Source organism: Sphaerotilus microaerophilus, from assembly GCF_023734135.1.
GTDB classification, from domain to species: domain Bacteria; phylum Pseudomonadota; class Gammaproteobacteria; order Burkholderiales; family Burkholderiaceae_C; genus Sphaerotilus; species Sphaerotilus microaerophilus.
The window spans coordinates 1,918,600-1,933,468 of record NZ_AP025730.1 but is presented as its reverse complement, the minus strand read 5'-3'; the positions used below and the strand labels follow the sequence as shown (position 1 = coordinate 1,933,468).

Here is a 14,869-nt window from a genome sequence, read left to right as displayed (position 1 = left end):
CGCAGCCGTGCTGACCTGCGCAGCGATCGTCGCCCTGGCCGGCTGCATGAGCACCCCGCCGGCCACCGAGCCTGTGGCGCAGGGCGACTTCACCAGCGTCACCCAGCAGCTGACCAGCACCATCGCCCACGAGATGGACGCGCAGCGCGTCGCCGGCCTGAGCATCGCGCTGGTGGACGACCAGCGGGTGGTCTGGGCGCAGGGCTTCGGCTGGGCCGACGTGACCGAACGCCGGCCCGCGGCGGCGGACACGCTCTACCGCGTCGGCTCGGTGTCCAAGCTCTTCACCGACACCGCGGCGATGCAGCTGGTGGCGCAGGGCCGGCTGCAGCTGGACGCGCCGATCCAGCAGGCGCTGCCGGACTGGCGCATCCGCAGCCGCTGGAGCGGGTCTCCGGCAGGGGCGCCGATCACCCCGCGCCTGCTGATGACGCACCACAGCGGCCTGCCGCGCGATGTGCTGGGCGGCATGTGGGCCGAACCTGCAGGGGCGGTGGGCGACTTCCGCACGATGCTGGCCGGGCTGGCGGACCCGGCGTCCACCGAGGAGGCCGCGGCGCCGCCGGGGCTGGCGTTTGGCTACTCGAACGTCGGGCTGGACCTGCTCGGGCTGGCCATCGAGCGGGTGAGCGGCCAGCGCTTCGAGCAGCACATGCAGCAGGCGCTGCTCGATCCGCTGGGCATGCGCGACGCAACGTTCAGCGCCGGGCCGGTCGATTCGCCACGCATGGCGCGCGGGCACATGAAGTCCGCTGCGCAGGTCGAGCCCGGGCTGCGCGACCTGCCGGCCGGCGGGCTGACGGCCAGCGTCAGCGACGTGGCGAAGTTCATCTCGATGCAGTTTGCCAACGGACGCAACGCGGCCGGTGACGTGCTGCTGCCCGCCGCGCAGGTCGCCGAGATGCTGCGGGTGCAGAACGCCGATGTGGCGCTGGACAGCGGCTTTGGCAACGGCCTGGGCTGGATGCTGGCCACCTTCGGGCGCGACACGGTGCAGGGCGGCGGGCCGGTGGCGCACCACGCGGGTGCCACCTTCTACCACCGCGCCCAGCTGATGATGCTGCCCGCGCAGCGCCTGGGCGTGATCGTCGCCGCCAACGACGGTGCCGCCGGACCGGTGGTCAACCGCGTTGCGGCGCGGGCGCTGGCGCTGCTGCTGGAGGCCAGGACCGGCCAGCCCCAGCCGGCACGGGTGCCCGGCTACCAGCCGGCGCCGCGGCCCTGGACCGATGCCGAGCGGCAGGCCTGCGTGGGTGAGTACAGCACCGTCGCGGGGGTGGCCACTGTGAGCACGTCAGGCGACCGGCTGCGCGCGGAGCTGGGGGGCCGCCGCTTTGACCTCATCGAGGGCGCCGACCGCTGGGCCGGGCTGCGCTACCGGCTGGGCGGCTGGCTGCCGCTGTCACTGGCGGCGCTGGAGGGGATCGGCGTACAGTGCCGCAGCGTGGCGGGGCAGGACGGCGGACACGAGGTGCTGATCGCCCGCTACGACGGGCAGGAGCTGTTTGCGGGCGACCGGCTCGCCCCGCCGGCCGAGGTGCCGGCCGAACTGGCCGCGCTGGTGGGCCACTGGGTGCCGGAGCTGGCGCCGGGCGAGGTGCCGACGCTGGAGCGCGTGGAGGTGGAACTCGACGCCGGCCGCCTCTGGGTGCGGCCGACGCTGGCGGCGGCCTTTGGCGGCTCGTCGGCCGCCCGGCTGCCGCTGCAGGTGCTCTCACCGACGCGGGCGCAACTGGTCGGCCCGGTGGCCGGCACCGGGCCGGTCATCACGCTGCGCCGGGTGGAGGGCGAGGCGCGCATCGTCTACTCGGGCTGGGTCTTCCGCCGCGTGCACTGAGCGCGGCAGGGCACGGCCGCAGAACACGGCCGCAGGGTGCGGCGGCCCGTCAGGGCGTGCCCATCGCCTCGCGCCAGCGCATCGCGTCGTGCACCCGGAAGCGGGTGCTGGGGTGGTCGAAGAACAGGGCCTCCTCGATCGGACCCGGGTCGGGCTTGCGGTACTCGGTGAGCTTGAGCACCGCCTCGGCCACGCCGTGCGGCTCGCGCGCCAGGTTCAGGCCGAAGCGGTCGGCCTCCACCTCCTGCGTGCGCACCAGCGTGTTGGTGGCCGGCGTGGCCAGGAACATGAACACGGCGAACACCGCGCTGAGCAGCGGCAGGCTGGCCACGTCCGCCACGCCGTGCAGGCCGAGCCGCTCGCCGTGGCGTGCGAGCAGGCGCTGCATGGCCCATTGCGCGAACAGGAAGCCCGCCAGCAGGATCAGCGCGAAGAAGGCGAGCATCTTGTAGATGTGGTTCAGCACGTAGTGGCCCAGCTCGTGGGCCATCACGGCACGGATCTCCGGCAGCGAGGTGCGGCGCAGCAGGTTGTCGTTGAGCCGCACCGCGGCCGAGCCGAAGATGCCCGACACATTGGCGCTCACGCGTGTGGTCTGGCGCGAGGCATCGAACTCGTAGACGTTCTCCACCGGCACGCCATCGGCCCGGGCCATCGCGAGCACCGCGGCGCGCACCTCGCCGTTCTCCACCGGCTTGTAGGTGTTGAACAGCGGATCGACCCAGACCGGATAGACCATCAGCACCAGCACCATCAGCGCCGTGGCCGTGACCGTGCCCCACAGCCACCAGCGCTCGCCACTGCGACGGAACACGGCGTACAGCGCCGCCACGGCCAGCGCGGTGACGAGCGTGCCCACCGCCAGGCCGATCAGCTGCTCGCCAAACCAGGCGCCGAAGCCCTGCGTGGCCATGCCGTAGGCGTGCTCGCGCACGAATCCCTGGTAGACGGTGAGCGGCAGCGTCAACACCCAGCCAGCCACCGAGAAGCAGGCGCCGTAAAGGCCATCACGCAGCAGCGGCCGGCGGGCCACGCGCTGGGCCCAGTCGCGCAGACGGGCCGAGCGCCGTCCGCCCAACAGCACGGCCGACACGGCCAGCCCGAGCAGGAAGTTCCACAGCTGCAGCCAGTAGCCGCCCTCGAAGTAGGCATCGGCCCGCGCCGTCACCTCGGCCGGCAGGCGGGCCAGGTAGGCGCGGGTGGCGGCATCCGCATCGCGTGGCAGGCCGGCGCGCCAGGCGTCGTCCACCGGGACGATGTGGAACTGCGGGTTGGTGACCACGCCGGAGGCGGCCGGGCCGGCCTGCGCAGGCGCCTCTCCCGCCGCCTGCACCGGCCCTGCTGCTGCAGCCAACGCCAGTCCCAGCGTCAGCGCTGCCCACCTGCCCGCGCCAGTGCGTCTCTGCTCCATGGCCACTCCTCGTCACCTCGAGATTGTTCACGGATTGTGGATGGAACCGCACCGCCCTGCAGCGGCGGGACCGCCACGGTATAACCGCCGCCATGCGCTCCATCCAGCACCCTGGCCCCTCGCTGGGCCGCATCGAATCCGCTCCTGCCGGCCTGCAGGCCTTCTCGGCACTGCTGTCGCCCGGACGCAGCCTGCTCGACGCGGTGCAGGCGGCCTTCGACGCCCAGGGCGCGACGAGCGGCGTGGCCCGCCTGCGCGGCGGCGTCTTCGACCCCTGGCCCTACGTGATGCCTGCGCTGTCGCGCTCACCGGCGCACGCGGTGTACTTCAGCGAGCGCTTCGAGGCGCGCAGCCCGATCCGCCTGCAGGAGGCGACGATCACCTACGGCCGGCGCGGCGGCCAGCCCTGGCTGCACGCCCACGTCGACTGGCTGGACGCCGACGGCCAGCCGCACTGCGGCCATGTGCTGCCCACCGAAGCGTTGCTGGTCGACGGTACCGCGCAGCTCGACGGCTGGGCGCTGAGTGGCGCCGGTTTTGCGGTGCAGCCGGACGAAGAGACGAACTTCTCGCTGTTCCGCCCGGTGGCCATGTCGACGGCATCGGCGGCGGTGGGCGATGAAGCCCCGGCGCTGGCCGTCCGAGTCCAGCCGAACCTGGACCTCTGCGAGGCGCTGGAGTCGATCTGCCGCGCGCAGGGCTGGCGCTCGGCCGTGGTGCGTGGCGGCGTGGGCAGCACGGTGGGCGTGGTGTTCGACGACGGCCGCGTGGTCGAGCCCTTCGTCACCGAGACGCTGATCTGCCACGGCGAGATCGGCCCGGGCACGAACGGCGAGCTGGAGGCCCGCATCGACGTGATGCTGGTCGACCACCTCGGCGGGCGCCACCAGGGCCGGCTCGCGCGCGGCCGGAACGCGGTGCTGGTGACCTTCGAGCTGGTGTTGGAACGGGCGGACTGAAAGCCCGCCCGGCTGGGCGCAGCGCTCAGAGCACCGCGGTCGAGATGCCCGGCACCGCGGCCACGATGACCAGGCCGACGATCAGCGCGACGATGTAGGGCCAGATCGCACCCATGGCCTCGTCGGGCGAGACGTCGCCGATGCGGCAGGCGATGTAGAAGCCCACGCCGATGGGCGGCATCATCAGGCCGATGTTCATCGCGCAGACCACCACCATCGCGTAGTGCACGTCGTTGACGCCCAGGCTGCGCGCGATGGGGAACATCAGCGGCGCCATCAGCAGCAGCGCGGGCAGGCCCTCCAGCACGCAGCCGAGCACCAGGAAGACAACGATGGTCACCGCCAGGAAGGTCGGCACGCCGCCGGGCAGCCCCTTCATGAAGGCGGCCAGCTGCTGCGCCACGCCGGATTGGGTGATGACCCAGGCCATCGCCAGCGCGCAGCCCAGGATCAGCAGGATGGCGCCGGACAGCGCCGCGGTGTCCACCAGCATCGCGTAGATCTGCTTGGGGCGGATGCCGCCGTACATCACCATGCCCACCAGCATCGCGTAGACCACCGCCAGGGTGGACACCTCGGTGGCGGTGGCGACACCGCCGCCCACCGCGCCGCGGATCAGGAAGGGCAGCACCAGCGCCGGGCCGGCGATCAACAGCGTGCGGCCGACCAGCGACAGCGGCGCGCGCTGCACCTGGGCCATCTGCTCGCCACGGGCCTTCCAGCGCGCCAGCACGGCCAGCGCCAGCAGCAGCACCAGCGCGACGGTGACACCGGCCTGGAACAGCCCGGCGATGGACACCCCGGCCACCGAGCCGAGCACGATCAGCACGATGCTGGGCGGCACGGTGTCGGCCATCGCCGCGCCGGTGGACAGCAGCGCGATCATCTCCTTGGGCTGCTGGCCGCGGCGCTTCATCTCGGGGAAGAGCGCGGGCGCCACGGTGGCCATGTCACTGACCTTGGAGCCGGAGATGCCCGAGACGATGAACAGCGATCCCAGCAGCACGTAGCTCATGCCGCCCTTCACATGCCCGATCAGCGAGGCGAGGAAGTCGATGATGGCCTTGCCCATGCCGGTGGCGTCCAGTACACAGCCCAGCAGCACGAAGATGGGCACCGACACCAGCACCAGGCTGGACATGCCCTCGTCCATGCGGCCGATCATCACACCCATCGGCACCTGGGTGGTGAAGGCCAGGAAGGCCACCGAGCCGATGCCAAAGCAGAACGCGATCGGCACGCCCGCCAGCAGGCAGACGGCGACAAAGCCGATCAGGAAGAGCGCGATGTTCCAGTGCCCGAGCGTCTTCAGCACCGGCTGGCCCGCCCAGCAGGCGGCGGCCACTGCTCCGACCAGCAGCGCGCCCACCAGCAGCTCGCGCGGGCGGCAGACCTTCCAGGCGTGCAGCAGCAACACCGCCAGCATCGACCCGATGCCGCAGGCGATCGCGCTGACGCGCCAGGAGTTGGGGATCTCCAGCGCCGGCGTGGTGACGAAGGCCTCCTGCTCGACGTACTCGATCGCCGGCCCCACCAGCGCGGCCAGGAAGGCCGCCATCACCACCAGCCCGAAGGCCTGCACGTAGCCCTGCAGCGGCTGGGGCAGGCGTTGCAGCACGACGGTCAGGCGCAGGTGCTCGTTGCGGTGGATGGCCAGCGCGGTGCCGAGCATCGCCAGCCAGAGGAAGGCGATCGACACCGCCTCGTCGACCCACACCAGCGGTGCGCCGAACAGGTAGCGCGACGCCACCCCCGCCAGCAGCATCAGCGTGATGGCCGCCACCAGCATCGCAGCCACCGCCTCGAAGGGCATCATCAACCGCGCACGCGACATCGTCGCCTGCACCTCGATGGGCAGGACGACGTTTTCCTGGAGATCGGAGAAATCGGCGGGCGCGGTCATGGGCGGGGGTACGGCATCGGGTCGAGGGCGGGGTCGCGGCGAGGATCGCGTCGGCGGCGGCGTGAAACGCTGCGGCCCGGTCGGGACCGGGCCGCAGGGGTCATCAGCTCAGCTTGCCGGTGTACTTTTCCAGCAGGGCCCAGGCCTCGTCGCCGAACTTCTTGTGCCACTCGGCGTAGAAGCCGGCGACGCGCAGCTTGGCGCGGAAGAGCTCGGCATCGGTGCTGTTGAAGGCCATGCCCTTGGCCTTGAGGTCGGCCATCAGCCCGTCATTGAGCTTCTTGACGTCGTCGCGCTCCAGCAGGCCGGCGGCGTTGACGTTGCGGGTGATGATCTCCTGCACGTCGGCCGGCAGACGCTCGAAGGCCTTCTTGTTGGCCAGGAACCAGAAGCCGTCCCACATGTGGTTGGTCACCGAGCAGTACTTCTGCACCTCGTGCAGCTTGGCGGTGGCGATGATGGCCAGCGGATTCTCCTGGCCGTCCACCACCTTGGTCTGCAGGGCGGTATAGACCTCGGCGAAGTTGATGGTCGCCGGGCTGGCCTCGAAGGCCTTGAACATCGACACCCAGAAGGGGCTCGGCGGCACGCGCATCTTCATGCCCTTGAGGTCCTCGGGCTTGGTGATCGCGTGCGAGCTGGAGGTCATCTGGCGGTAGCCGTTGTCCCAGATCTTCTCGAAGGCGAACATCGTCGACTTGGCGGCGATCTCCTTGCGCACGTGCGCGCCCAGCTCGCCGTCCATCGCGGACCAGACCTGGCCATAGTCCTTGAACGCGAAGCCCACGCCGGAGATCTGCGCCGAGGGCACCAGCGTGCCCAGGATCAGCGGCGACAGAGTGAAGAACTCGACCGCGCCGGAGCGGATCTGGCTGAGCGTGTCGGTGTCGTTGCCCAGCTGGCTGCTCGGGAAGACCTTCAGCTCGACGCGGCCCTTCGAGTCGGCGGCGATCTTGGCGGCCATCTCGTTGGCGCGCACGTTCATCGGGTGCGTCACCGGCAGGTTGTTGGCGTACTTCAGCGAGAACTCGGCGGCTCGCGCCGGGCCCAGGTGCAGCGCGGGGAAAACCAGGGCGCTGGAGCTGGCGATGACGCGGCGGCGGGTGATGTTCATGGGGAGGTCTCCTGGGGTCGGGCGAATGCTTCGCCGGGTGGGAATCTTGTGGATCGGATTCTGAGCGTCGGGGGCTGGCTCAGTCGGGGGTAATTTCCTGCACGTCGCCACGCTCGTAGAGCAGCGCGCGCACGTCCTTCTTGGTGATCTTGCCGTAGCCGGACTTGGGCAGCGCCTCCCAGAACACGAACTGCCGCGGCCAGCGGTAGCGCGCCAGGCGGCCGTCGAGGAAGGCCAGCAGCTCGTCGCCCGTTACCGGGGTGGCACCGTCGCGACGCACCACCACGGCCACGCCGACCTCGCCCCAGGTGCGGTCGGGCACGCCCAGCACCGCCACCTCGGCGATGCCGGGGTGCTCCAGCAGCAGGTCTTCGCACTCGCGCGGGTAGACGTTGCTGCCGCCGGAGATGTACATGTCCGACTCGCGCCCGGTGATGTACAGCAAGCCCCGCGCGTCCAGCCGGCCCAGGTCGCCGGTGTGGAACCAGCCGCCGCGCAGCGCACGGGCGGTGGCCTCGGGGTTGTCGTGGTAGCCGGCGAAGACGGCCGGGCCGCGGCAGCAGATCTCGCCCACCTCGCCCACCGGCAGCGGCCGGCCGTCGGCGTCGAGGATGGCGACCTCCATGCCGGTGCGCGGCCGCCCGCAGGCGCCGATGTTGGCGTTCGGGTCGGCATCGTCGGCCGAGTGCATGTGGCGCGGCAGCACGGTGATGTTGCCGGTCACCTCGCCCAGGCCGAAGTACTGCACCAGCACCGGCCCCAGCTTGCGCAGCGCCAGGCGCTGGTCGGCGCGGTACATCGGCGCGCCGGCGTAGATCACGAACTTCAGCGACGAGTGGTCATAACGGTCCACCGCCGGGTGCTCGACCAGCAGCTTGACGATGGTCGGCACGGTGAAGAGGTTGCTGACGCGGTGGCGCTCGATGAGCTGCCAGACCTGCTCCGGGTCCATCTTCTCGCTGGGCAGCAGCACCGTGGCAGCGCCGCGCGCGACATTCATCAGCGCGTGGATGCCCGCACCGTGCGACAGCGGCGCCACGGCGATGGCACAGTCGTCCTCCGTCGTGCCGGGGATCAGGTCGGCCAGGTGGTTGGTCACCACGAAGGCCATCTGCCCATGCGTCAGGATGCCGGCCTTGGGCTTGCCGGTGGTGCCCGAGGTGTAGAAGAACCAGAGCGGGTCGTCGTGCGCCACCGATTCCTCGGTTTCCTCGGTCGGCGCGGCGCCGGCCTGCTGGGCGAGCAAGTCCTCGTAGGCCAGCTCGCCTGGCGGGACGTCGTCCCCGATCCAGACCACGTGCTGCAGCGCGGGCGCGGCCTCGCGCACCGCGGCGGCGTGGCCGGCGAAGACGGTTTCCACCAGCATCGCCACCGCGCCACTGGAGGCACCCAGGTAGGCCACCTCGCCCGGCGTGAGGCGGAAGTTGGTCGGCACCCAGACGCAGCCCATGCGGAAGGCCGCCCAGGCGCTCTCGAACATCGCCAGGTTGTTGCGCGACTGCTGCAGGATGCGGTCGCCCTTCTTCAGCCCCAGCGCACGCAGCGCGGCAACCAGCGCATCGACGCGCGCGTCGATCTGCGCCCAGCTCCAGGACCGCTCGCCCTGGATCAGCCCGGGCCGGTCGGGGAAGAGCCGGGCCGTCTGCCGCAGCAGGCAGGAGAGATTGGCGGTCTGCGCAGCGTTCACGCCACCGACTCCAGGATGCTCAGGTAGTTCGCCACCGCCGCGCCACCCATGTTGAACACCGCGCCGCGGCCGGCGCCGGCCACCTGCATCTCGCCGGCGCTGCCGGACAGCTGCATCGCCGCCATCACGTGCTGGGACACGCCGGTCGCACCGATCGGGTGACCGCGGGACTTCAGCCCGCCGGAGGGGTTGACCGGCAGGCGGCCGTCGGCGCGGGTGACGCCCTCAGCGATCACGCGGGCGCCCTGGCCGTGCGGCGCCAGGCCCATGGCCTCGTACTCCAGCAGCTCGGCGACCGTGAAGCAGTCGTGCGTCTCGACGAAGTGCAGGTCGGCCAGCGTGCTGCCGGCCGCCGCCAGCCCGCGCTGCCAGGCCAGCGCCGCGCCCTCGAAGCGGGTCGGGTCACGCCGCGACAGCGGCAGCACGTCGTTGACCTGGGTGCGCGAGCGCCAGCGCACCGCCGGGGCGGCCGCGCCGGGCAGCGGCTCGGTGGCGATCACCAGCGCGGCGGCGCCATCGGACACCAGCGAGCAGTCCGAGCGCTTGAGCGGCCCGGCCACGAAGGGGTTCTTCTCGGAGGGCGTGCGGCAGAAGTCGAAACCGAAGTCGCGCCGCAGGTGCGCCCAGGGGTTGCGCACGCCGTTGGCGTGGTTCTTGGCGGCGATCTGCGCCAGCGCGTCGCTCTGGTCGCCGAAGCGCGCGAAGTACTCGCTGGCAATCTTGCCGAACACGCCGGCGAAGCCGCCGGGGGTGTCGCCCTCCTCCTTGACGTAGGAGCACTTGAGCAGGATCTCGCCGATCTGTGCACCGGGCACGCCGTTCATCTTCTCCAGTCCCACCACCAGCACGCGCTTCATGCGGCCGGCGCCGATGGCGTCCAGCGCCGCCCAGATCGCCGCCGAGCCGGTGGCGCAGGCGTTCTCCAGCCGGGCGGCCGGCACGTGGCGCAGCGCGGGGATCGCCACTGCGGCCAGCGCACCGCTGAAGTCCTGCCGCACGAAGCCGGCGTTGTAGTGGCCGACGAAGACGCCGTCGATGTCCTCCGGCGTCAGCCCCGCGCTTTCGATGGCCGGCAGCGCGACCTGGGCGAACAGCGCCTCGGTGTCCAGCGCGTCGAGCTTGCCGAAGGGCGAATGGGCCCAGCCGACGATGTAGGGGTTGGCGGTCATGGCGGGTATCCGGGTCTGCGTGGCGTCGATCGGCCCGGGTTCACAGGTCTACCATGTGAACCAGAATCGTTCGGCCGCTGGGTCTTATGGGGCGATTCATGCGATGCTAAGCGTCAGAATCCCGCAAGAATTGCCCTCCCCACCCGCTTCACACACATATCGGTTCGATATATGGACCTGTCCGCCGGGGTAAACCCGGAGCCATCGCTCTCCCCTCAGGAAGCTGCCGACGCCCCGCGCGGCGAGACCGCCGGCGCCCAGACGCTGCGCCGCGGCCTGGCGGTGCTGCGCCTGCTCACCCGCGTGGGCCCGGGCGGGCTGCGCATGAACGAGATCGGCCGGCGCCTGGGGCTGGCCAAGGCCACCGCGATCCGCCTGACGCTGACGCTGGTGGACGAGGGCTTCGTGATCCACGACCGCGCCACCGGCGCCTACCGGCTCGGGCCGGAGGCCTTCGCCGTCGGGCTGGCGGCCGAGCCCAGCTACGAGCTGCAGCGCCTGGCCGCGCCGCTGATGAACGCGCTGGCGCTGGAGTCCGGCGACACGCTCTTCTTCACCGTGCTGCACGGCGACGAGAGCATCTGCCTGTCGCGCGCCGAGGGCGACTTCCCGATCCGCAACCAGCTCGTCAAGGCCGGCGACCGCTGGCCGCTCGGCGTGGGCGCCGGCAGCTGCGCGATGCTGGCCGCGCTCGCCGATGCGGACATCGACGCCATCCTGGCGCGCAACGCCGCGCAGCGCCTGGCGCACTACCCGCGCTGCAGCGACGCGGCCATCCGCGCGCTGATCCTGGAGACCCGCGCGCAGGGCTACTGCCTGAATCCCGGCCTGGTGCTGGAAAGCAGCTGGGCGCTGGGCGTGCCGGTGTACGACCGCCACAACCGCCCGGTGGCCTCGATCAGCCTGGCCGCCATCGAACCCCGCCTGGGCGCCGCCCGCCGCGCTGCGCTGGGCAACCGGCTGATGCAGGCCAGCCGCGAGCTGACCCAGCAGCAGCTCGGCCGGCCGCAGCCGGACTGAGCCCATCCTGAATCGCTTCCCGCTTCCTCACCCACAACGGAGACAACCCCCATGTCCAACTCCTCCACCCCCTCCTCATCGGCTTCCCAACGCGTCGCCGTCGTCACCGGCGGCGCCCGCGGCATCGGCCTCGAAGTGGCGCGCTGGTTTCTGGCGCGCGACTACCGCGTCGCGCTCTGGGACATCGACGCCGAGACGCTGGGCCGCACCGCCAGCGAGCTGAACGACGCCGCGCACGTGCTGGCGATCCACTGCGACGTGTCTCAGCCCGACCAGGTGGACGCCGCCACCGCGAAGACCGAGGCCATCTTCGGCCGCATCGACGCACTGGTCAACAACGCCGGCGTCGCGGTGTTCAAGCCCATCGGCCAGACCAGCTTCGAGGACTGGCAGACCGTGCTGGGCACCAACCTGAATGGCCCCTTCCTCTGCACCCAGGCGGTGGCGCCGGTGATGAAGAGAGGCGGCGGCGGTGCGGTGGTCAACATCGCCAGCATCTCCGGCCTGCGCGCCAGCACGCTGCGCGTGGCCTACGGCACCAGCAAGGCCGCGCTGATCCACCTGACCAAGCAGCAGGCCACCGAACTCGGCACCGTGGGCATCCGCGTCAACGCGGTGGCCCCGGGCCCGGTGGAGACCGAGATGGCCAAGCTGGTGCACAGCGTGGCGATCCGCTCGGACTACCACGACGTGATCCCGCTGAACCGCTACGGCACGACGGAGGAGATCGCCAACGTGGTGGGCTTCCTGTGCAGCGACGCGGCCAGCTACGTCAACGGCCAGGTGGTGGCGGCCGACGGCGGCTTCGACGCCGCGGGCGTGGGGCTGCCGACGCTGCGGCGCAATGCGCAGCCCTGAACATGCGCCAATCCTGACCGGTGCTGGCCGTCAGGCGGCCAGTCGCTCAGGCCTGTCGATGGCACGGCTGGCGTTGCAAGCGCCGGCCCCTGGCCCGGCTCAGACTGGCACGGGCTCGGGCATCGACAGCGTGGGGCCGGTGCCCGCAGCGGGGACCGGCCCGGACGCCGCTGCCAACACCGCGGCCTGCACCACGACGGGCGCGACGATGGCCGGCACCAAGGGCTCGCCGCTGGCCAGCAGGCGGGCGTAGACCTCCTCCGGCACCGGCCGACCCAGGAAGTAGCCCTGGCCGGTGTCGCAGCGCAGGTCGGCCAGCTGGGAACGCTGCTCGGCAGTCTCGATGCCCTCGGCCGTCACCTTCATGCCCAGGTTGTGGCCCAGCTGCACGATGGCGTAGACCAGCGTGATGTGCTCGGGGCGCGGCCCGAGGTCGCGGATGAAGGAGCGGTCGATCTTGAGCGTGTCGACCGGGAAGCTACGCAGGTAGGCCAGCGAGGAGTAGCCGGTGCCGAAGTCGTCGATGGCCAGCGACACGCCCAGCGCGCGCAGCTGGTGCATCAGCGCCAGGCTCTGCTCGCTCTGGCTCATCAGCAGCCCCTCGGTCAGCTCCAGCTGCAGCTGCTGCGGCGGCAGGCCGGTCTCGGCCAGCACGGCACGCACGGTCTCGACGAAGGCCTCGCCCTGGGCGAACTGCAGCGGCGACACGTTGACCGCCACCTTCAGCGCCCGGCCGTGCTCATGGCTCCAGCGGGCGGTCACGCAGCAGGCGCGCTGCATCACCCAGCGGCCTACCTCGGCAATCAGGCCCATTTCCTCCAGCACGGTGATGAATTCGATCGGCGGCACCAGGCCGCGCTGCGGGTGCTGCCAGCGCAGTAGCGCCTCGCTGCCCAGCAGCTGGCCGCTGGCCAGGTCGATGAGCGGCTGGTAGTGCAGGAGAAACTGCCCCTCGGCCACGGCCACGCGCAGGTCACCCTCCAGCTCCAGGCGGGCGCGCTGCGCCTCCTGCATCGCCGGGGCGTAGCGCAGGTGCTTGCCGCGGCCGGCCCGCTTGGCGTTGAGCATCGCAGTGTCCGCGTGCGCCAGCAGGGCGTCGGCGGTGTCGGCATCGCTCGGGTAGACCGCGATGCCGACGCTGGCGCCGATGCGGTGGACCTGGCCCTCGAAGCTGAACGGCCGGCCGCACTGCGTCACCACGCCGGAGGCCACCTCGCGGGCGACGCCGGCAGCCACCTCGGCATCGTGCGTCACGTCGAGCAGGATGGCGAACTCGTCCCCGCTCAGGCGGGCCACCATGTCGCCCTGGCGGATCGTCGAACGCAGGCGCTGGGCGACTTCGCACAGGGTGGCATCACCCGCGTCGTGGCCGAGCGCGTCGTTGATCGCCTTGAAGTGATCCAGGTCGATGAACAGCACCGCCACCGCGGTGCGGGCCTGCGCGGCCTGCTCGATTGCGGCAACCACGCGGGTGCGGAAGTGCTCGCGGTTGGGCAGGCTGGTGAGCGTGTCGTGCTCGGCGCGGAAGCGCAGGTCCGACTCGGACTGGCGCAGCGCATGCAACAGGACGGACTTGATCAGCCAGATCAGCAGCAGTGCGATCGCCAGCGACGCGGCCGACACCAGCGCCGTGCCGAGGACGAGCGGGCGGATCGACCGCTCGACCACCAGGTTCCCCACCGGGCGTCCGGCGTCGTACAAGGTGAGCGCGACCTCGATGAGCGGCCGAGGAGGCGCCTGCGGCACGTTTTCCACCGCCACCTGGCCCTTGGCATCGAGCACCCGGCGCCGCTCGCCGGGCTGGGCACCCAGCATGCTGTCGTTCACGAAGCCGACCAACCGCGCCTCCTCGAACTGCCAGTACTGCGGGTTGCGCGCGATGTACTGGGCGAGGAGGTAAGAGCGCGTCTGCGCGGTGGTGGCCAGCGTGCCCTTCTCGTACTGGAACTGGGCGACCGCATAGGTCAAGGGCACCGCTGCCGCCACGGCCAGCATCAGCCACACCGCCACGTGGTCCAGCCAGTAGGCTGCGGAGCGCAGCGGTCGCTTGGCGGAGGTCACGAGCTGCGCCCCGGCAGGTGCCCCAGCCGTGCCATGCGGGCCTGGGCGGGCGCACCGCCCACCTGCTGCAGCAGGCGCGTGGCCCCGGCGGGGGCCTGTGCCTGCGTCACCAGGCGGATCACCTTCTGCGCACGCCACCGGCCTTCGGCCAACGCACGCACGCTGGGTGCCACGCCGTTGACGTCAAGCGCCCGCAACACCCCCTTGCTGGACAGAACCAGCCCCAATGTGGTGGTGCCGATGGCGCCGGGGATCTGGCTCAGGTCATCCACCGCCTCGGTGTCGGTCATCGCCACCCGCACGCCGGGGCGCTGCAGCGCCAGCAGCAGCGCCTGGCCGAGGCCGGGGTGGAAGGCCTGCACCGCCAACGTGTCCGAGTCGCTGGCGGGGCGCAGCACCGGGCGCACCGGCACCCCGTCGGGCCACTGCGCCATCTGGCCGGTGTAGACGTCGATCAGCTCCTGCAGCTTCAGCGCGCCAACCCCGCGGTTGCGCGCGGCCACCGCCCACACCAGTGGGCTGCGGAAGGCCTCCACCGCCTGCAGCCCCTGGGCCTGCTCCTCGGCCGTGATCGGGCGGGAGATCACCGCCACGTCGATCGCGCCGGCCACCAAGGCCTTGAGCCCTCCGCCGCTGCCCAGGCTGGGCACCACGGACAGCGCCAGCCCGGCGTTCCAGGATCCGTCGAACAGCTGCGCCAGCGCATCCACGCCGCCGCCGGTGCCGCCGATGCGCACGGACACGCCATCGGCCGCCCATGTGCTGCCGAGCCACCCGAAGGCAAGAGCGGGTGCTGCGGCGAGCAGGCGGCGCCGCATGGGCTGGTCTCTGCCTTGGGGGAGTGGAGCAG

11 protein-coding genes are annotated in these 14,869 nt (G+C 71.5%); 4 read left to right on the top strand and 7 right to left on the bottom strand.

Annotated elements, in window-relative coordinates:
* The first annotated feature begins 46 nt into the window (after window positions 1–46).
* Complete coding sequence (locus NGK70_RS08485) at window positions 47–1,837, top strand: serine hydrolase domain-containing protein (protein ID WP_251972814.1); 1,791 nt, start codon at window positions 47–49, stop codon at window positions 1,835–1,837.
* A gap of 49 nt (window positions 1,838–1,886) precedes the next feature.
* On the opposite strand, the gene NGK70_RS08480 is transcribed toward NGK70_RS08485, so the two are convergent.
* Window positions 1,887–3,248 (bottom strand): M48 family metallopeptidase, encoded by a 1,362-nt coding sequence (locus NGK70_RS08480; protein ID WP_251972813.1) that lies wholly within the window; start codon window positions 3,246–3,248, stop codon window positions 1,887–1,889.
* A 92-nt stretch (window positions 3,249–3,340) separates the two neighbouring features.
* Between NGK70_RS08480 and NGK70_RS08475 the strand changes: the two genes are divergently transcribed.
* Window positions 3,341–4,207, top strand: coding sequence for a PPC domain-containing DNA-binding protein (locus NGK70_RS08475; RefSeq protein ID WP_251972812.1), 867 nt, complete (start codon window positions 3,341–3,343; stop codon window positions 4,205–4,207).
* Window positions 4,208–4,232: 25 nt separating this feature from the next.
* Here NGK70_RS08475 and NGK70_RS08470 read toward each other — a convergent pair whose 3' ends face one another.
* From NGK70_RS08470 to NGK70_RS08455, 4 genes are all read right to left on the bottom strand, one after another.
* Complete coding sequence (locus NGK70_RS08470; protein WP_251972811.1) at window positions 4,233–6,110, bottom strand: TRAP transporter large permease; 1,878 nt, start codon at window positions 6,108–6,110, stop codon at window positions 4,233–4,235.
* Window positions 6,111–6,213: 103 nt separating this feature from the next.
* The gene (locus NGK70_RS08465) at window positions 6,214–7,224 is read right to left on the bottom strand and encodes a TRAP transporter substrate-binding protein (RefSeq protein WP_251972810.1); all 1,011 of its coding nucleotides are present in this window, start codon (window positions 7,222–7,224) and stop codon (window positions 6,214–6,216) included.
* Between the two features lie 79 nt (window positions 7,225–7,303).
* A complete protein-coding gene (locus NGK70_RS08460; protein ID WP_251972809.1) occupies window positions 7,304–8,911 on the bottom strand; it encodes an acyl-CoA synthetase in 1,608 nt (535 codons plus the stop codon).
* Entirely contained in the window at window positions 8,908–10,080 is a 1,173-nt protein-coding gene (locus tag NGK70_RS08455) for an acetyl-CoA acetyltransferase (protein ID WP_251972808.1), read from the bottom strand. The genes NGK70_RS08460 and NGK70_RS08455 overlap by 4 nt, the downstream gene beginning before the upstream one ends.
* Window positions 10,081–10,251: 171 nt before the next feature.
* Here NGK70_RS08455 and NGK70_RS08450 point away from each other — a divergent pair, with 171 nt between their 5' ends.
* Both NGK70_RS08450 and NGK70_RS08445 read left to right on the top strand, forming a co-directional pair.
* Window positions 10,252–11,100, top strand: coding sequence for an IclR family transcriptional regulator (locus NGK70_RS08450; RefSeq protein WP_251972807.1), 849 nt, complete (start codon window positions 10,252–10,254; stop codon window positions 11,098–11,100).
* Between the two features lie 51 nt (window positions 11,101–11,151).
* Window positions 11,152–11,958, top strand: coding sequence for an SDR family NAD(P)-dependent oxidoreductase (locus NGK70_RS08445; RefSeq protein ID WP_251972806.1), 807 nt, complete (start codon window positions 11,152–11,154; stop codon window positions 11,956–11,958).
* Between the two features lie 99 nt (window positions 11,959–12,057).
* On the opposite strand, the gene NGK70_RS08440 is transcribed toward NGK70_RS08445, so the two are convergent.
* Both NGK70_RS08440 and NGK70_RS08435 read right to left on the bottom strand, forming a co-directional pair.
* Window positions 12,058–14,019 carry a putative bifunctional diguanylate cyclase/phosphodiesterase gene (locus NGK70_RS08440; protein WP_251972805.1) on the bottom strand — a complete coding sequence of 654 codons (1,962 nt, stop codon included), beginning with the start codon at window positions 14,017–14,019 and terminating at the stop codon, window positions 12,058–12,060.
* Window positions 14,016–14,837: a substrate-binding domain-containing protein gene (locus NGK70_RS08435; RefSeq protein ID WP_251972804.1), complete on the bottom strand. Its 822-nt coding sequence runs from the start codon at window positions 14,835–14,837 to the stop codon at window positions 14,016–14,018. Before NGK70_RS08435 ends, NGK70_RS08440 begins: the two co-directional genes overlap by 4 nt.
* Window positions 14,838–14,869: the final 32 nt, after the last annotated feature.